The following is a 17991-nucleotide window of genomic DNA, read 5'->3' on the forward strand; positions in this document are numbered from 1 at the left end:
GCGACGCCGCATGCCGCCGACGTGATGCTTCGCGCCGACCGTCGCATCTCAGCCCTGCCGCTCGAATTCGCTGACCCAGTTCGTCTCCCAGGTCGCGCCGCCGTCGGCCGAGGCTGCCTGCTCCCAGCGTGCCGAGCTTGGCGTGATGCGCGACCAGAGCACGCGCGCCCGTACCGGCTTCCCGCCGACCATGTCGTCGCCGGTGAACGTGCCCACGCCATCGGCGAATCCCCCGCGCAGCGGCGCGGCGATGCGCGAAGGCTCGCGTCCGTCCAGCCACCAGCTCAGCCACTGCCGGCTGGCCGGGTCGTAGCTGCGGATGCCCATGCCGCGCACGGTGCCGGCGGGAAAGGCCATGACGTTGTCGCCGACGTTGCCATGTCCGCCCAGCACCGGCCAGTTGTGCAGGGTGCCGTCGAACACGTCCCAGGCATCGCTGCCGACGAGGCGTTGGCGCAGGCGTCGATGGCGCACGTTCCAGCGGCCTGCCAGGAAGTCGAAATCGCCAGGAGCGTCGGACAGCGCCGGCAGCGCTGCGGGCTGCGCGGCGGTGCGGGTGAACCAGTTGCGCCAGTTCACTTCCCAACTGGCGCCGTCGTCGGCCGAGAACGCCTGTTCCCACCATGGCCGCGGCCCATGGATGTCGCGCCAGCGGAAACGCATGACGATCGGCCGGCCCTTGAGGGTATCGCGCCCGAGGAAGGTGCCGGTATCGCCCGCGAAGCTGCCACGCACGGGCGGATCGATGCGGGTGGGATTGCGACCGTCGAGCCACCAGATCGACCAGGTTTCCGTCGCCGGATCGAAGGCGCGGAGGCTCATTCCGCGGTAGCCGCCGCCGGGCAGTTCGACGAGGTTGTCGTCCACCGTGCCGAGTCCGCCCAGGGTCAGCCACAGCGCGCTCCTGCCGGCGAACTCCTCCCAGCGCGTGTCGCCCACCAGCCGCTCCTTGAGCCGACGATGGCGTACGTCCCAGCTGCCGAGCAGCCAGCGCCAGTCGTCCGCATGGTTGGCCGCAGCGGCGGCGCCGGGAGGCAGCCCGGCCGCGAATGCCCGCAGCGGCGGCAGGCCCAGCGCTCCCAGCGAGCCCAGGGATGCGATGAAATCGCGTCGTCGCATGCGTTTGCTCCGTCCATATCGATACGCCGCATGGTGACTGCCGGCCGGACGCGTTGACCATTCGGGAATGCGGCTGCAGGCTAAGCCAGACTTATGGTCGCCAACCGCTTTCCCTCGCTTGCCTCGATCCGCGTCTTCGAAGCCGCGGCGCGCCTGGGCAGCTTCGCGAAGGCGGCGGAGGAACTGGACACCACGGCCGCCTCGGTGAGCTACCACGTGCGTCGGCTCGAGGAGCAGATCGGCGTGCGCCTGTTCCTGCGCCACGCGCAGCATGTCGAACTCACCGACGCGGGGCGCACGGTGTCCGGCGAGGCCACCCGGGCCTTCGAAGCGCTGCGCGCCAGCTTCGTCCGCGCCGCCGACATGGACGCGGCGCGGCTCACGCTGACCACCCTGCCGACCTTGGGCACCAGTTGGCTCACGCCGCGGTTGGGTGCGTTCCGCGCGCGCCATCCGGAGATCGTGCTGGAACTGGATCTGTCGGCGGAAGCCCAGGATCTGGCGGGAGGCCGTTACGACGCCGCCATCCGCAACGGCCACGGCGGCTGGTCCGGACTGCGCGAGGATGCGCTGTTCCCCAGCGTGTTCATGCCGCTGTGCGCGCCGGCGCTGCGCGACGCGGCGCGCGCACTGGCCGATCCGCGCGCGCGTCTGGACGTGCCGCTGCTCGGCCGGCCGGACTGGTGGACGCTGTGGTGTCGAGCCAGCGGCCTCGAACGTGCGTTACCGGACGATGGTTTCGGCACCACATTCTCGGCCGAGCACCTGGATGTCGCCGCCGCGGTTGCCGGGCACGGCATCGCGATCGGCTCGCCGATCCTGTTCCGCGCCGAACTCGACGCCGGCCGCCTGGTCCCCGCCCACGACACCGTCGCCAGCGACGGCCGCAGCTTCTGGTTCGTCAGCGCCGTGGCCCGCAGCGAACAGCGCAAGGTCGCCCGCTTCCGCGAATGGCTGCGCGACGAATCCGAAACCGCCCTGCGCGCCGCGCGGCCGTTTCTGGCAAAAGTCGCCGGCGGCTAAACCCGTTCAAGGCAAATGCGCGCTGATTCCGCTTTTCCGCCGTGATCACGAACCAAGTCATCGGGGCCTTTTCAATTCCGTCCGTGCCCAGGTAAAGCACACGCTGGACAGCTACACCGCAGGCAACAGCGGCTCACGCCACCCAGCCCTGGCTTGCATGGCCGCTCGACGCGCGACTACGCTCGACACTGCCAACCAACGGGGAGCTGTCGCCGTGAAACGATTCGCCATGCTGGCGTTGCTGTTGCTGTGCGGTATCGCGCAGGCTGCCGATCCAGCGAAACCAGCCTCGAGCGCCTATTTCGACAACAGTGGCCGCGACGACGTGCTCAGCGGTGGCGCGCGGATGATCCCGATCCACACCCCGGTCGGCGACTTCAAGGTCTGGACCAAGCGCGTCGGCAACAATCCCCGGATCAAGTTATTGCTCCTGCACGGCGGTCCCGGCGCCACGCACGAATATTTCGAGGCCTTCGACAGTTATCTGCCGGACGCGGGCATCGAGTACTACTACTACGACCAGCTCGGCTCGGCCTACAGCGACCAGCCGGACGATCCACGGCTGCTCGATACCGCGCGCTTCGTCGAGGAAGTGGAACAGGTGCGCAAGGCGCTGCATCTGGACAAGGACAACTTCTACCTGCTCGGCCATTCCTGGGGCGGCATCCTGGCGACGGAATATGCGCTCAAGTACCCGCAGCATCTGAAGGGTCTGATCATCTCCAACGTGATGTCCAGCATCCCGGCCTACAACCGTTATGCCGAACAGACGCTGATGCCGCAGATGGACCCGGCCGCGCTGGCTGAAATCAAGCGCATGGAAGCGGCCAAGCAGTACGACGACCCGCGTTACATGCAGTTGCTGACGCCGCATTACGAGCAGCACGTCCTGCGCATGCCGGCGGCGCAATGGCCCGACCCGGTCAATCGAGCCTTCGCCAGGATCAACAAGAAGGTGTACGTGCCGATGCAGGGGCCGAGCGAACTCGGCGCCAGCGGCATCCTGCAGGACTGGGATCGCACCGACGACCTGGCGAAAATCGAGGTACCGACCCTGGTGATCGGCGCGCGGTACGACACCATGGATCCTGCTTTCATGGAAATGATGAGCAAGCGCCTGCCGCAGGGCCGTTACCTGTACTGCCCGCAAGGCAGCCACATGGCGATGTACGACGACCAGGCAACCTACATGAATGGCCTGATCGATTTCCTGCGCGATGTCGACAGCGGCGGCTGAATTGCAAAGCTCTGCTTTATCGATCCGCAACCCGGTAGGGTGCATTAGCCGCAGGCGCAATGCGCCGGATGACGCAAGCTCCGGATGGCCATGCGGCGCAGTGCCCTTCGGTTATTGCGCCCTACGTAGACCGTCATCCCGGGCGCTGGTCGATTTCCTGCGCGATGTCGACAGCGGCAGGCGACCTGCTCACCGCACTCGTATCGGCTTGACTGCCTTCGTCCTCGCAAAGGGACGTTCCATACGGCGGAATCCCGTGCGGTATTGAATTGGCCGACTCGATCCTTTGCGAAGGCGACTCAGGGATTCGGGAACGCGATCCAGCCTGTCGCGAAGGCGATTTTCGGATTCGGGAAGGTGATTCGACCTCTCGGGAAGGCGATTTCAGGGTTCGCGAAGGCAAAAATCGCCTTGCGGAAGCGCGCCGGTGCCTTGACGAAGACCCGGATCGGATTCCGGAAGGCGCCAATCATCTTCCGGAGCACTTCTAGCTGCGTAGGGCGCATTAGCCGCAGGCGTAATGCGCCGGATGACACAAGCTCCGGATGGCCACGCGGCGCAATGCCCTTCGGTTACTGCGCCCTACGCAGACTGGCCTCCGGCAGCACCGCCTCGATCGCCTCGTCCAGCATCGCGCCGGTCACCGGTTTGCGCACGAAGCCGTCGAAGCCTGCGTCCTGCGTCTGCTGTTCGGCATCGGCGTCGGAGCGCGCGGTGACGGCGATCAGCGGCGCGGTGAAACGCTGCGCGCGCAGTTGCCGTGCCAGCGCCAGGCCGTCCATGCCGGGCAGGTCGAGGTCGAGCAGCGCGACGTCGTACGGCGCCATCGCCGCTTCGGTCAATGCGGCCAGGCCATGCGCGGCGTGGATGACGTGGTGGCCGCGCGTGCGCAGCAGGCCACCGACGACTTCGGCGACGGTGGGATCGTCTTCAACCAGCAGGATGCGCAACGATGCCGGCGCGGTCGTCACGGTCGCAGCCACCGGCGCCGACGCGAGTGCGGCGGCATCGCCTTCGGCCAGCGGCAGGTCGACCACGAAGCGACTGCCGACGCCCGGCGTGCTGTCGACATCGATGCGTCCGCCCATCGCCGCGGCCAGTTCCTGGCAGATCGCCAGGCCCAGCCCGCTGCCGCCGTAACGCGATGCGGTACGCGCGCCGTCGGCCTGTTCGAAGCGGCGGAACAGGCGCGTGCGCTGTTCCTCGTTGAGGCCGGGACCGGTGTCGCTCACCTCCAGGCGCACGCCGCGCGGCGACAGTCGCGACACGCGCAGGCCGACATCACCGCGCTCGGTGAACTTGATCGCGTTGCCGAGCAGGTTGAGCAGGATCTGCCGCAGCCGCATCGGATCGCCGCGCAGCACGCGCGGAATGTCGGCATCGATTTCATCGCTGAACTGCAGTCTGCGCGATTCGGCCATCGGCGCCATCAGCGCGACCACGTCGTCGATCAGTTCGCGCAGGTCGAAATCGACTTCCTCCAGGTCCAGGCGACCGGCTTCGACGCGAGCCAGATCCAGCGCGTTGTTGACCAGTCGCAGCAGATGCTCGCCGGCGCGGCGGATCGATTGCGCGTAGCCGCGCTGGCGTTCGTCCAGATGCGTACCCAGCAGCAGTTCGCTCATGCCCAGCACGCCGGTCATCGGCGTGCGCACTTCGTGGCCGAGCGTGGCCAGGAAACGGGTCTTGGCTTCGGACGCCTGTTCGGCCAGCTCGTGCTTGTGCCGCGCCAGCTGCCATTGCTGGCGGCCGCGCAACCGTCGCCGGTATTCCAGCGCCAGGCTGCCCAGCACCGCGCCGCCCAGCAGTGCGAACCCGACCAGCGCCCAGGCGGATCGCCACCACGGCGGCGGCACCACGATCGGGAAATCCTGCATCTTCGACCAGCCGCCATCGGCGCCGGCGGCCTGCACCATCAGCCGGTAGCGACCCGGATCCAGCCGCGAGAACACGCGCTCGCCATTGCCCTGCTGCACGATCCAGTCCGGGTCGTAGCCCTCCAGCTTGAAGCGGTAGTGATGCGAGCGCGGATCGGCGTATGACAGCAGTCGCGCGCTGATACGCAGGTCGCGGTCCTGTGGCTGCAGCGCGATCGGCGCGGACAGGTCGAATGGCAGCTTATCCTCGTCGCGCAGCACGCTGATGCTTTCGATCGCCAGCGGCGGCGGGCTCGGATCGGGCACGCGCATTTCCGGATCGAACAGCGCCACGCCGCCAGCCGAGATCGCCAGCGCGGTGCCATGGCTGCCCAACCGCGGCTGGGCAAAGGAGAAATCCGGATCCGGCAGGCCGTCCTGCGCGCCGAACATGCGCAGGCGGCGGCTTCCAGGCGAATACAGCAGCAGGCCGCGGATCGTGCTCAGCCAGATCTGGCCGCCGGGACTGACCAGCATGCCGTCGATGTCGACCGCCGGCAGGCCATCGCCGTTGTCGATGCGCTCGCGCAGCTTCAACGCGCTACCGTCCCAGTCATACGACTCCAGCATGCCGAAACGCGCGACCCATACGCGATCGCTGCCGGCGAAGGCGAATGCGTGCACGGCCGGGCCCGGTTCGATCGCCGCGTTGACGGTGCCCCCTCCCTCCCATCGCTGCAGGCCCTGTGCGGAAGGCCACCACGGGCGGTCGTCCGGGCCGCGCACCAGCAAGGTGGTGCCACGCCAGCCCGCGTGGCCGGCATCGTCGGGATCGATCTCGACCAACAAGGTGCCGTCAGCGGCATGACCGCGCACGGCGCCACCGTACAGCGATAGCCAGAGCTGTCCGTCCGGCAATTCCATGATCTGCGAGATCGTGCTGCCGAGTTCGTCCGAGGCGGGCGATGGCCAGCGTCGTGCCTGGCGCTGCACCGGGTCGTACAGGCTCATTCCGGTGGCGTGGCCGATCCACAGCCTGCCGTCCGGCCGCGACGCCAGCGAGTGGATCCACTGCACGCCGAGGTCCTTCGCGGAAATGATCCTGCGCAGGCTGCGACTGTCGCGTTCCAGTCGATAGAGATCGGTGGCCGTCGCCACCCAGAAACCGCCATCGCGATCGGCCACTGAATCGCGCAGGTCGAGGTTGTCGAGCATCAACCCATCGACCGAAGTCATCGTCGCGAACCGGTCCCAGTCCGGCGGCAGGTAGGCGAGTCCCTGCGAGTAGGTCGCGAACCAGATGCCGCCTTCGAGGTCCTGCACCATGCACAGCACGCCGCTTTCCGGGCCCCACAGGCCGATGCCGCCATCGCGCTGCATCAGCTGGAAGACACCGGACTTCTCGCGATACAGGCCACCCATCGTGCCGATCCAGCGCCCGCCGCGACGATCGCGCACCACCACGCCATGGGTCGCGTTTTCGTGCATCGGCCACGGCGCGGGCGTCAGCAGGTCGTTCGACGACAAGCGGTGCAGGCCCTTGTCGCTGCCGATCCAGATCGTGCCGTCGGCTTCCATGCTGAGTCCGGCGACCTTGGTGCCTTCGAACATGCCTGGAGCCATGCGCCGGAAACGGCCCTGTTCCAGGCGCACCAGACCATCGTCGGTGCCGACCAGCAGGCGCCCGCGCTTGTCGATCAGCAAGGCCATGACCGCGGCCGCCGGCAGGCCTTCGGATTGCGCGGCGCCGGCGGCATGGCGCCTGATCCTGCCTTGCGCATCGCGGTGGCAGAGCTCGCCGTCGTAGTTGCCGAACCACAGGTCGCCCTGTGGCGTGGAAGCAATCGAGGTGATTTCGCGCTGGCAGCCGGCGAGCGCATCGGGAAAGTCGAAGGTGTCGAAACCGCGGCGGTCGCCGTCGAGCCGGCTCAATGCGGTCATGCTGGCGACCCAGACGCGATCCTGCGCATCGACGTGCACCACCTGCAGCGCGTTGTCCGGCAACGAGTCGGACGCGCCGATCGCCTGTCGCCACAGCTTGAATTCGACCCCGTCGTAGCGCGCCAGTCCGTCCAAAGTCGCGATCCACAGGTAACCCTGGCGATCCACCGCCAGGTGGATGGCGCTCTTGGGCAGGCCCTGTTCGAAACCGAAGCGGCGGAACTGCGGCGTCTCGGGCAGTTGCGCCTGCGCCGCCACCGTCCAGCACAACGCCAGCAGCACCATCAATGTGCGCAGCATGGAATCCCTCCCCGGCCGCGCGATGCGGGCGTCCCGGGCAATGCTCGCAACGCAGCGTTGCGGCCGCAAGCCCGCGCCCGCGCGGCCGGCGCCTGCACACATTCACCGTGACCGGCCTAGAATCCCGACATGTTTTCGAATCGTGCCGTCCTGCCGATGTCGCTGCACTGCCTGGGCGGGCTGCTGTGGCTGGCGCTTGCACCGGCCGCGTCCGCCGCCGGATTGACGCAGTACCGGCTCGATCCGGTACATACGCGGGTGATGTTCGCGGTATCGCATGCGGGGTTTTCGCAGGCGATCGGCACCGTCTCGGGCAGCACCGGCACGCTGCAATTCGACCCTGCCGACTGGTCCAGCGCGAAACTCGAGGTCAGCGTGCCGCTGGCGCGCATCGACCTCGGCGATGCCGAATGGAACCAGGCGGTGCAGGGTCGCAAGCTGCTTTACGTCGATACCTATCCGGAAGCGACCTTCACCTCGACCCGCATCGAGCCGATCGACGCGCATCACGCCACCGTGTTCGGCACGCTCAGACTGCATGGCGCGGCGAAGGAGATCCGGCTGGACGTCAAGTTGAACCAGCTCAAGCGCCATCCGATGCCGCCATTTCGCGAAACCGCCGGTTTCTCCGCCACCACCACGATCAGCCGCAAGGCATTCGGCATCGATGCCTGGCCGGCGGTGATCGGCGACAGCGTCGAGTTGCGGATCGAAGCCGAAGCGCAGCCGATCGCATCGAATGCGCGAGATGGCGCAGTCGATGCCGTGCCATCGCAGACCTCCGCAACCCAGGAACCCGCATCCACGCCATGACCCTGAAGAACACCACGGACCGCTGGGGCAGCGTCAGCCAGACCTTCCACTGGCTGATCGTCGTGCTGATCCTGGCCATCGCCATCATCGGCCTGACCATGGATTCGCTGCCGCGCACGCCGAAATATTTCTGGGTGTACACGCTGCACAAGTCGCTGGGTCTGACCGTACTGGCGCTGGCCGTGTTGCGCCTGGCCTGGCGCCTGTTCGCCGGAGCGCCGCAAGCGGTGCCCGGCACGCCGCGCTGGCAGGCGCGCATTGCCGGCGTCACCCATTGGCTGCTGTACGCGCTGATCTTCGCGATGCCGCTGTCCGGGTGGCTGTACGACTCATCCAGCGGTTTGCGTCCTTTCCACTGGTTCGGCCTGGTGAACGTGCCCAAACTCAGCGCGCCGAACGAATCGCTCAGCGAGTTGTCACACCAGGCCCACGGCACGCTGTTCTGGGTGCTGGTGGCGCTGGTCGCCGTGCATGTCGGCGCGGCCTTCTACCACCACCTCTTCCGCAACGACGCCACGCTGACGCGCATGCTGCCGCGCGGGCGTCGCAAACCACCGCTACAGGAGCACCACGATGTCGCATGAAATGTCCTCGCCCGCCGCCGTCGCCGCCGCGTTGGTGGCGATGATGGCAACGCCCGCGTTCGCCACCGACTATGTGCAGGCGCCGGGCTCGACGCTGGTGTTCGCCAGCCAGTACGACGGCGAAACCTTCACCGGCAGCTTTCCAGGTTTCGCGACGAAGCTGAGCTTCGATCCCGCGCACCTGGCGGATGCGAAACTCGACGTGACCATTCCGCTGGCGAATGCGAAGACCGGCAATGCCGATCGCGATTCGACACTGCAGGAAGCCGATTTCTTCAATGTCGCCAAGTTCGCGCAGGCGCAATACAGCGCCAGCAAATTCCGCGCGCTCGGTGGCAACCAGTACGCCGCCGACGGCACCTTGTCGCTGCGCGGCGTCAGCAAACCGGTCACGCTGACCTTCACCTGGACACCGGGCACGCAACCGGTGCTCGCCGGCAAGGCCACGGTCAAGCGCCTCGACTTCGGCGTCGGCGGCGGCGACTGGGCCGACACCGCGTCCATCCCCAACGAAGTGGCGATCAGCACCAAGGTCGTGCTGCAGCCGGCCAAGTAGCGCCGGCTTCGCCCAACGTAGCGTGCGCTGTGCGCACGAGGGGCTCCACGCCGTCGTGCGCACAGCGCACGCTACCTGGCTGCGTGACGTAGCGTGCGCTGCGCGCACGTAAGGGGCTCCACGCGATCGTGCGCACGGCGCACGCTACCTGGCTACGAAGCCAGAAACGCGCGCAGCCGCGCCGCATCGAACGGCCACTCCAGCTCGCGGCCGTCGGTGTCGTCACGCAGCACCGGCACGCGCGTGCCGTAGGCGGTTTCCAGCGTCTCGTCGTCGTCGATGAACACGCTCTCGAATTCCGGCGCGCGCACCGTCGCCAGCACCTCCAGCGCCAGATCGCAGAGATGGCAATCGTCGCGCTGGTACAGGATCAGGGGCATCGGCGTGTCGGCATCGGCGGCTGGCGGGGCTGCCCCGGGGTGACGCGTAGAATAGCGGCTGTCCCCGCCTGCCATCCCTCGCGGGGCTCACCGGAGTAGTCGTTACGTGGCTGTCAGCACCTTCGATTTGTTCAAGATCGGCATCGGGCCGAGTTCCTCTCATACGGTCGGACCGATGCGCGCGGCGGCGCGTTTCGTCGAGAAATGGCTGGTCGAATGCGACCGCGTGACCGATGTCGCGCGCATCCGCGCCGAGGTGTTCGGCTCGCTGGCGCTGACCGGGCGCGGCCACGGCACCGACAAGGCCGTGCTGATGGGCCTGGAAGGCCACTGGCCGAACCTGATCGATCCGGACATCATCCCGGCCGCGCTGGAACGCATCCGCGGCAGCAAGAAGCTCAACCTGTTCGGCCGCCACGAGATCGGCTTCGACGAGAAGCGCGATCTGGTCATGAACAAGCGCCAGAAGCTGCCGTACCACACCAACGGCATGCGCTTCACCGCCTACGACGCCGACGACAACGTCATCGCCACGCGCGATTACTACTCGGTCGGTGGCGGCTTCGTCGTCAACCAGGACGAGGCCGCGGAAGACCGCATCGTCGCCGACACCACCGAACTGCCCTACCCGTTCCACAGCGGCGACGAACTGCTGGCGCAGGCACAACGCAACGGGCTGAGCATCGCGCAGCTGATGTTCGCCAACGAGAAGGCCTGGCGCAGCGAAGACGAGATCAGGGACGGCCTGCGCGAGATCTGGAAGGCGATGCAGAGTTGCGTGGCGCGAGGCATCCGCGAGACCGGCACGCTGCCCGGCGGCCTGCATGTCGCGCGGCGTGCGCCGGCGCTGTACGCCGAGCTGTCGAGCAAGCCCGAAGCGGCGATGCGCGATCCTTTGACCGTGCTCGACTGGGTCAACCTGTACGCACTCGCAGTCAACGAGGAAAACGCCGCTGGCGGCCGTGTCGTCACCGCGCCGACCAACGGCGCCGCCGGCATCATCCCCGCGGTCGGTCACTACTACGAGCGCTTCTGCCCGGCCGCCAATGAGCAGGGCATCTTCGACTTCCTGTTGACCGCGGCGGCGATCGGCATCCTGTACAAGGAAAACGCATCGATCAGCGGCGCCGAAGTCGGTTGCCAGGGCGAAGTCGGCGTGGCCTGCTCGATGGCTGCCGGCGGCCTGGTCGCCGCGCTCGGCGGCACGCCGGGACAGATCGAGAACGCCGCGGAAATCGGCATGGAACACAACCTCGGCCTGACCTGCGATCCGATCGGCGGACTGGTGCAGATCCCGTGCATCGAACGCAACGCGATGGGCGCGGTCAAGGCGATCAACGCCGCGCGCATGGCGCAACGCGGCGACGGCAAGCACAAGGTCAGCCTCGACAAGGTCATCAAGACCATGCGCGACACTGGCCGCGACATGCAGGACAAGTACAAGGAAACCAGCCGCGGCGGACTGGCGGTGAACGTCATCGAGTGCTGAGCGCGCCGCGCGCGGTTCAGTGCGTCACGTAATACACGAACGTCCCGGCGGCATGTCCGGCCTGGTAGATGAACACGACAGCCGCGAACACGGCCGCCATTCCGGCGATGACGCGGACATCGCGCCGGGAAAAATCCAGCCAGGCCAGCGTGTCCGGGATGATTTCCCGCAGTGGCCGTGATTGCGCGGCCTGATCGACGGCGACCAGTCGCTCTGCGGCGATGCCGAACGCCGCGGCCAGTGCCAGCCGCGACTCGTGCGACGCGCGGCCGTCGGTCTCGATCCGCTGGATGGTGCGCGTGCTCAGACCGGCTACCGTCGCCAGGTGCTCCTGCGACCAGGCCCGCTCTTCGCGCAGGCGTTTGACCAGATTGAGGTCTACCTTCATATCGGGAACCACGGTTGCTGCCTCCTTCCAAGATAGGAACCACGCCAGCGTCCCGCAAGCAGGCGCCCGGCGCCACGACAACGACACGACAGCCGCATGACAACGTCGTGCCCGCGCTGCGCATACGCCCAGCGGCCATGCCGCGCCGCAATATGCAAACGGTTACATGAGGCGAAGATATCGACTCCCCGCTTGGCAGTCCCGGCGCGATGCGCCGGCTGCATCGATCCGCCACGGAGTCGAGCCATGTCCTCCCACCTCAGCCGCCGCAAGGCCCTGCAACTCATGGGCGCAGGCATGGCCGGCCTATCGCTGCCGGGTGCACTGGCGCAGGCACCGTGCATTGCGCACGCAAACACCGCGGCGTGCGCACCGATCGCTGGAAGCTGATCCACTTCGGGGAGCAACCGGAGGAATGGACGTTCTACGACATGCGGAAGGATCCGGACGAACGGGTCAACCTGATCGCGGCGCCGGAACATGCCGAACGCATCGCGCGGCTGAAGGCGCGCATCACCTAATTACGCGCGCAGACCGGCGATGTCGATCCGCTGGGATACATTGCGCCGAAGCTTGAGCCGGGCAAGTGTCCGGCCTGAAAACCTGTCATCCCGAACGCAGTAAGGGACCTGTTGTTGTAATGGCGCCAAAAGTCCCACACAGCAGGTTCCTCACTGCGCTCGGGATGACAAGTAATTATTGTTGCGCCGTGTCGAACACCGCGAACCGCCAAGCGAAGCATTGCTGAAGCATCGTTGACGCATGACGCGTTAGCATTGCGAATAATTTTGCAGGAGAGCGTCATGCGCTACCGTCCTTCGTCGATCGCCTTGCTGCTGGCCTTGGTGTTCCCGCTCGCTGTTTTCGCAGCGCAGCAGCCCACTTATGGTCCGCAACTGGAGGACTTCGAGTACCCGCATCCCGTGCAGTTCTTCACCCTGGAATCGCAGCGGCAACCGCTGGTGATGGCCTACCTCGATGTCGCACCGCAGGGCGAGGCAAACGGCCGTACCGTGGTACTGATGCACGGCAAGAACTTCTGCGCCGCGACCTGGGAATCGGCGATCGCTGCGCTCAGCGCGGCTGGTTATCGCGTGATCGCGCCCGACCAGGTCGGTTTCTGCAAATCGAGCAAGCCAGAGCGTTACCAGTTCAGCCTCGCACAGCTGGCCGGCAACACGCATGCGCTGCTGCAGTCGATCGGTGTCGAGCGTGCAGCGATCGTCGGCCATTCGATGGGCGGCATGCTGGCCGCGCGCTACGCGTTGCAGTATCCGCAGGCGACGGAACAACTGGTGATGGTCAACCCGATCGGGCTGGAAGACTGGCGCGCCGAAGGCGTGCCGTGGCGCAGCGTCGATGCCTGGTACGGCAACGAACTGAAAACCAGTTCCGAAAGCATCAGGAAGTACCAGCAGGCCGTGTATTACGGCGGCCAATGGAAGCCCGAGTACGACCGCTGGGTCGACATGCTGGCCGGCATGTATGCCGGCGCCGGCAAGGAAAGCGTGGCCTGGAACCAGGCACTGGCCTCGGACATGATCTTCAACCAGCCGGTGCTGTACGAATTCCCGCGCCTGCGCGTGCCGACCACGCTGCTGATCGGGCAACGTGACCGCACCGCGATCGGCAAGGATCTGGCCCCGCCGGAACTGGCCAAGCAACTCGGCGACTATCCCCAACTCGGCCAGCGCGCCGCGCGTCTGATTCCGAACGCGAACCTGGTCGAGTTCAACGACCTCGGCCACTCGCCCCAGGTCGAAGCGCCCGAGCGTTTCAACGCCGCCTTGCTGCAGACGCTGCAGAACCACGCGCCGATTGATCTGAAGCAGCAGCCCGCCACGTAGGACGCGAGCGAGCACGTTTCGCAGGGCTGCGCCTGCCGGTAAAATGTATCGACATCCCGTTGACGGCTTGAAAGGAACCAGCAGGATCGGCGTTATGCCCCGATAGTGGCACCTATTCCTAGTTAGCCTTCACTAGCAGCATTGCCGTGATCGGAGACCTCAATGGCGGGACCTAAAGGAACTCTCAAGACCTGTCCTAGCGGGCACAAGTACTACAAAAGTTCGGATTGCCCTACGTGTCCCAAGTGCGAAGCGCAACGCAAGCCTGAGGCTGGCTTCTTGTCTGAGTTAGCTGCCCCTGCAAGGCGCGCGCTTGAAAGCAAAGGTATTGCCACGCTGTCTCAGCTTGCCAAGCATACCGAAGCTCAAGTCCTTGAGTTACATGGCATGGGGCCTAGTTCAATGCCAAAGCTGAAGGATGCATTGAAAGCCAAGGGCCTATCGTTCAAGCCTTCTCACGGTGAAGGCTAACAGTTCATTCAAGCCTACGCCGCTTCCCTGCGCGGCTTAATTCTGGCGTTGGGGCGCTTGCTGAGATTCATCACACATGGAGGTTCTATGAAAGAGACGCTTTTGTGTGCATTTCTTGCCGCTGCAATCTGCTTGCCAAGTCAACTTCATGCCAAAGACAATGAGGACCGGGCCTGCCTTATTGATGGTTCGTTCACCGTTCTTGGCCGCACGGTCAAATCGAAAGATTGCATGCAATCTGATCCAGAAGAGCCAGAAGAATCTTTCAAACAATCTTGTGAGAAGCTCGCCAATACGTCAGCGATTCTTGGTGGCGCTGCCGGGAAGATTACCTACATGAAGCAGTGTAAGCGCCCAGCCCAAGGAATCTGCAGAGGCTTTCTCAAAACCAAACGGGATGCCTACTACTATGGAAGGTTGGGCAGCGACCTTGCTGATCTGCCGTCCAGCTGTACGCGTGGAGGTGGGCGTTGGAGTAGCGGCAGCTAGCGCTTTCCCCTCAATTCCGATATGGGCCACTGCCTCGAAAATTAACCGAGTGAGAGTCCGATCCTGGCACGGGGCGCTCAACCATGACGGTGATGTCTAGCAATTCGAGGTGCTTGGCTTACTCAGCTACCAAGCAGTGAAACATTCACATTGAGGATAATGATGACTGCGTATGCCGTTGCGATGATCCGTGAAACGCGATTCGGGCCGGAGATCAAGGAGTACCTGCAGCGCATCGATGAGACGCTGGCGCCCTTCTCCGGAAAGTACCGCGTTCATGGCGGTCCGTATCAGCCGCTGGAAGGATCATGGTCCGGAGACCTGGTCATCATCGAGTTTCCTTGCATGGAAACGGCCAAGGACTGGTATGAGTCCGATTCGTATCGGGCCATTCGAGCATTGCGCATGGACCATACCGAAGGCGACGTGATTTTGGTCCAAGGCGTTCCGGACGGTCACAACGGTGCGGATATTCTCAGCTAGACGCGCCATTCCGCGCTCTGAACTTTCATTTGAATCGAAGCCGTCCGGCTTGAATTGATCAAAGTGATGGGGCCGACAAGTGGAGGGTTGATCAGCATGGTCGAGAAGAAGACGAAGAAGGCCGCCGGGAAAGCCACCGCCAAACGAGGCTCTGCGAAGACGGCCAAGCCGCGCAAGACGGCACCGAAGCCGAAGCCGGGCAAAGTCGTCCTGCTCTCCGGCGGCAACCCCCAGATCGCGATGGGATACGGCAACGCGCCCGTACAAGCCTACATCGCGGCTATGCCGGGCTGGAAAAGCGACGTTGGGCGCCGCCTGGATACGCTCATCGAACGCGCCGTTCCCGGGGTATGCAAGGCCGTGAAATGGAACTCGCCCTTCTATGGCATCGAAGAGGGCGTCTGGTTTCTCAGCTTTCACTGCTTCACGAAGTACATCAAGGTGACTTTCCTCCGCGGTGCGTCGCTGCGTCCTCTGCCTCCCGGCGAGTCGAAACACAAGGCAGTGCGGTATCTCGACATCCACGAGGGCCAACTCGACGAAGCGCAGTTCGTCGACTGGGTCGAGCAAGCCAGTCGACTGCCGGGCGAACGGATGTGAGCGACTGGAATTCATTCGAACCAAGCCGCCTCACGATGGGTTTGATCCAGAACCTGGGCGCAGCGGATTGGTCACACCAAATGCATCCAAACGAGGAAACATGAGCAACGCAGGTACCGCTTTCTGCGCCATATATCGTTGGCGCCTGCATCCCGGCGCCGAACAGACCTTCATCCAGGCCTGGTCGCGGGTTACCCGGTTGCTGGTGACCGAGCGCGGCTCGTTGGGATCGCGCCTGCATCGTGGGCCGGACAACGTCTGGTACAGCTATACCCAGTGGCCATCGGCCGAGGCGAAAGCCGAAGGCTTGGCGCGCCCGTCGGTGGATCCTCAAGCCTGGCAGCAGCTGCGCGAAGCCATTGCCGAAACCCTGCCGGAACTGATTCTCGAGCCGGTGGCGGATTTTCTGGTTCCGCTCGAACACGACGATCGCTGACGATCCGTCCGACAACAGCGCTCCCGGCTTGCATCCCTAGGCGGAGTCTTGCTACGCGGCGTTGGTGCGTGATCCGGATGGCCACAACGTCGAGGCGGTTTGCCTGGTTGCGGTCTGATGAGCGCGCATAGCGCGTCGTCGGGAGTGATCGTGCGCGCAGCGCACGCTATGGAGCGGGATATAGGCGTCTGAGCAGGGCCTGTTGGTGTTTGCGTTCCGCATAAAAAAAGGGGGCGGAATTTCCGCCCCCTTCGAACCAGAACACCTGGTCACGACAACACATCAATCAGGACGATCAATACAACGCCATCACCGAGACGTTGGTGAAGGCCTGCTCGCCGACCATGCGCAGGTAGTACGTGCCGGCCACCGGATTGGTGATGACCACCGCTTCGCTGTTGCCGGGCTTGGCCGACTTGCGGTCGTGCTGCGCGGCGGTCGGCAGGTAGTCGTGAGCCACGTAGAGCGAGACGTTGCCGGTGCCGCCGTAGCTGCGCAGGTTGAGGCTGCGCGTGCCGGCCGGCACTTCGATGCTGTACAGCAGCTCGTCGCCGGCCGCACCGGTCTGGCCGGACATGGGCACGCGATTGCTCAGCGCCTCGGCCGGTTCGTCGCCGACATCCTGCGTGGCTGCCAGGGTGGCCGCGGCGGCATCGAGGATGCCCGCGCCCATCGGCGTGCTGACCGGCGGCTGCATCGGGAACGGACGTGCGGTACGGCGCAGGATGTTCTTGACCTGCGCCGGAGTCAGCACCGGCTTGCCGGCGGCGACCGCCGCGCTCTGCATCAGCGCGACCACGCCGGCGACGTGCGGGCTGGCCTGCGAGGTGCCGATCATCCCGACGAGTGCGGGTGCTTCCGGTCCTTCGCTGCCGGCGTTGCCGGTCGACCAGATCCAGCGGTCGTCGGGATCGCTGCCGCTGGTGGCGTTGCCGCCCGGTGCGGACAGCGTGACGGTGGCGCCGTAATTGGAGAACCAGGACTTGCCACCGTCGATGCCGGTCGCGCCGACCGTGATCACGCCCTTGCAGCTGGCCGGCGAAGCGTTGGCCGCGTCCATGCTGTCGTTGCCGGCGGCGACGACCACGGTCACACCGCGGCTGATCGCACCGTCGATGGCCGCCTGCGTCATCGGATCCTGGGTGCAGGAGCCATAACCGCCGAGGCTGAGGTTGATCACTTCGGCCGGGTTCTCGTTGGCCGGCACGCCATCCACCGTGCCGCCGGAGGCCCAGACGATCGCGTCGGCGATGTCGGAGGTGTAGCCGCCGCCGTGGCCGAGCACGCGCACCGGCTGCACCTTGGCCATGTAGGCGACACCGGCAAGGCCCGTGCCGTTGTTGGTCACCGCGGCGACCGTGCCGGCGACGTGCGTGCCGTGCCAGGAGCTGGCGTCGCCGCCGTACCAGTCGCCCGGGTCGTGCGCGTCGGCGTCGCGGCCATCGCCGTCACCGCCGACGACCGGATCGTGGATGAAGTCATAACCCGGCACCAGGTTGGCATCCAGGTCGCTGTGGTCGGCATGGCCGGTGTCGAGCACCGCCACCACCACGCCGTCGCCCTGCGCGGTGTCCCAGGCGGTGGTTGCGTTGATGCCGCCGACCGGGTCGGTGTAGTCCCATTGCAGCTGCGCGAAGTACGGATCGTTCGGCACTACTTCGTAACGCTGCTTGATGTAATCCGGCTGCGCGAACTGCACGGACGGATCGCGGCGCAACTGGACGAGGAAGGCTTCGGCCTCGGCCTTGTTCAAACGACGCGAGGCGCGCATCACGTCGGCACCGACGCCGGTCCTGCGTACGTGCGACAGCGACAGCGCCGAGGCACCGGCGAACCCGGTCCTGCGCAGCACGGCGCCGGCGTGATCGGCGGTCGCCATCGCAGTGCGGCGCGCAGTACTGCCATCGCGATACTTGACGATGAAGCGGTCGAAGCCGGTCGGCGCCTGCGTGCGCGCCAACGGCACGATGTTGCGGCTT

General features: G+C 65.7%; 20 protein-coding genes. 14 read left to right on the forward strand and 6 right to left on the reverse strand.

Going from position 1 to position 17991, the window contains the following annotated elements; all coding sequences use genetic code 11:
* Positions 1 to 48 precede the first annotated feature (48 nt).
* Positions 49 to 1119 (reverse strand): hypothetical protein, encoded by a 1071-nt coding sequence (locus tag IP90_RS14590; protein WP_144900386.1) that lies wholly within the window; start codon positions 1117 to 1119, stop codon positions 49 to 51.
* Positions 1120 to 1212: 93 nt separating this feature from the next.
* Here IP90_RS14590 and IP90_RS14595 point away from each other — a divergent pair, with 93 nt between their 5' ends.
* Positions 1213 to 2142, forward strand: coding sequence for a LysR substrate-binding domain-containing protein (locus tag IP90_RS14595; protein ID WP_144900387.1), 930 nt, complete (start codon positions 1213 to 1215; stop codon positions 2140 to 2142).
* Between the two features lie 214 nt (positions 2143 to 2356).
* Positions 2357 to 3379 (forward strand): proline iminopeptidase-family hydrolase, encoded by a 1023-nt coding sequence (locus tag IP90_RS14600; RefSeq protein ID WP_242007611.1) that lies wholly within the window; start codon positions 2357 to 2359, stop codon positions 3377 to 3379.
* A gap of 299 nt (positions 3380 to 3678) precedes the next feature.
* Here IP90_RS14600 and IP90_RS16660 read toward each other — a convergent pair whose 3' ends face one another.
* Together IP90_RS16660 and IP90_RS14605 are read right to left on the reverse strand one after the other, a co-directional pair.
* Positions 3679 to 3852, reverse strand: coding sequence for a hypothetical protein (locus IP90_RS16660; RefSeq protein WP_158635362.1), 174 nt, complete (start codon positions 3850 to 3852; stop codon positions 3679 to 3681).
* 99 nt (positions 3853 to 3951) lie between these two features.
* Entirely contained in the window at positions 3952 to 7476 is a 3525-nt protein-coding gene (locus IP90_RS14605) for a hybrid sensor histidine kinase/response regulator (protein ID WP_158635363.1), read from the reverse strand.
* A 156-nt stretch (positions 7477 to 7632) separates the two neighbouring features.
* On the opposite strand from IP90_RS14605, the gene IP90_RS14610 reads away from it, so the two are divergent.
* Genes IP90_RS14610 through IP90_RS14620 form a run of 3 tightly spaced genes read left to right on the forward strand, consistent with a single transcriptional unit; the run spans position 7633 to position 9429 of the window.
* Complete coding sequence (locus IP90_RS14610; protein ID WP_144900416.1) at positions 7633 to 8289, forward strand: YceI family protein; 657 nt, start codon at positions 7633 to 7635, stop codon at positions 8287 to 8289.
* Positions 8286 to 8873 carry a cytochrome b gene (locus IP90_RS14615; protein WP_144900389.1) on the forward strand — a complete coding sequence of 196 codons (588 nt, stop codon included), beginning with the start codon at positions 8286 to 8288 and terminating at the stop codon, positions 8871 to 8873. Before IP90_RS14610 ends, IP90_RS14615 begins: the two co-directional genes overlap by 4 nt.
* A complete protein-coding gene (locus tag IP90_RS14620) occupies positions 8863 to 9429 on the forward strand; it encodes a YceI family protein (protein WP_144900390.1) in 567 nt (188 codons plus the stop codon). Before IP90_RS14615 ends, IP90_RS14620 begins: the two co-directional genes overlap by 11 nt.
* 152 nt (positions 9430 to 9581) lie before the next feature.
* Here the strand turns inward: IP90_RS14620 and IP90_RS14625 are convergent, their stop codons facing one another.
* Positions 9582 to 9809 (reverse strand): glutaredoxin family protein, encoded by a 228-nt coding sequence (locus tag IP90_RS14625; protein WP_144900391.1) that lies wholly within the window; start codon positions 9807 to 9809, stop codon positions 9582 to 9584.
* 106 nt (positions 9810 to 9915) lie between these two features.
* Between IP90_RS14625 and IP90_RS14630 the strand changes: the two genes are divergently transcribed.
* Positions 9916 to 11298, forward strand: a complete 1383-nt coding sequence (locus IP90_RS14630) for an L-serine ammonia-lyase (RefSeq protein WP_144900392.1) — start codon at positions 9916 to 9918, stop codon at positions 11296 to 11298.
* A gap of 16 nt (positions 11299 to 11314) precedes the next feature.
* Here the strand turns inward: IP90_RS14630 and IP90_RS14635 are convergent, their stop codons facing one another.
* Entirely contained in the window at positions 11315 to 11698 is a 384-nt protein-coding gene (locus tag IP90_RS14635) for a helix-turn-helix transcriptional regulator (protein ID WP_242007612.1), read from the reverse strand.
* A gap of 234 nt (positions 11699 to 11932) precedes the next feature.
* On the opposite strand from IP90_RS14635, the gene IP90_RS16665 reads away from it, so the two are divergent.
* The 8 genes from IP90_RS16665 to IP90_RS14670 all read left to right on the forward strand — a co-directional run bounded on the left by IP90_RS16665 (position 11933) and on the right by IP90_RS14670 (position 16012).
* A complete protein-coding gene (locus tag IP90_RS16665; RefSeq protein WP_158635364.1) occupies positions 11933 to 12076 on the forward strand; it encodes a hypothetical protein in 144 nt (47 codons plus the stop codon).
* The gene (locus IP90_RS16670; RefSeq protein WP_158635365.1) at positions 12052 to 12207 is read left to right on the forward strand and encodes a sulfatase/phosphatase domain-containing protein; all 156 of its coding nucleotides are present in this window, start codon (positions 12052 to 12054) and stop codon (positions 12205 to 12207) included. Before IP90_RS16665 ends, IP90_RS16670 begins: the two co-directional genes overlap by 25 nt.
* A gap of 282 nt (positions 12208 to 12489) precedes the next feature.
* Positions 12490 to 13533, forward strand: a complete 1044-nt coding sequence (locus tag IP90_RS14645; protein ID WP_144900394.1) for an alpha/beta fold hydrolase — start codon at positions 12490 to 12492, stop codon at positions 13531 to 13533.
* A 162-nt stretch (positions 13534 to 13695) separates the two neighbouring features.
* Entirely contained in the window at positions 13696 to 14004 is a 309-nt protein-coding gene (locus IP90_RS14650; RefSeq protein WP_144900395.1) for an RNA polymerase alpha subunit C-terminal domain-containing protein, read from the forward strand.
* An 87-nt stretch (positions 14005 to 14091) separates the two neighbouring features.
* A complete protein-coding gene (locus IP90_RS14655; protein ID WP_144900396.1) occupies positions 14092 to 14493 on the forward strand; it encodes a hypothetical protein in 402 nt (133 codons plus the stop codon).
* A gap of 162 nt (positions 14494 to 14655) precedes the next feature.
* Positions 14656 to 14976, forward strand: coding sequence for a DUF1330 domain-containing protein (locus IP90_RS14660; protein WP_144900397.1), 321 nt, complete (start codon positions 14656 to 14658; stop codon positions 14974 to 14976).
* Between the two features lie 96 nt (positions 14977 to 15072).
* Positions 15073 to 15576: a DUF1801 domain-containing protein gene (locus tag IP90_RS14665; RefSeq protein WP_144900398.1), complete on the forward strand. Its 504-nt coding sequence runs from the start codon at positions 15073 to 15075 to the stop codon at positions 15574 to 15576.
* Between the two features lie 100 nt (positions 15577 to 15676).
* Positions 15677 to 16012: an antibiotic biosynthesis monooxygenase family protein gene (locus tag IP90_RS14670; RefSeq protein WP_144900399.1), complete on the forward strand. Its 336-nt coding sequence runs from the start codon at positions 15677 to 15679 to the stop codon at positions 16010 to 16012.
* Positions 16013 to 16307: 295 nt separating this feature from the next.
* On the opposite strand, the gene IP90_RS14680 is transcribed toward IP90_RS14670, so the two are convergent.
* On the reverse strand, positions 16308 to 17991 hold a 1684-nt coding region (locus IP90_RS14680), incomplete at its 5' end, for a S8 family peptidase (protein ID WP_144900400.1).

Source organism: Luteimonas cucumeris, assembly GCF_007830035.1.
GTDB classification, from domain to species: Bacteria; Pseudomonadota; Gammaproteobacteria; order Xanthomonadales; family Xanthomonadaceae; genus Luteimonas_C; species Luteimonas_C cucumeris.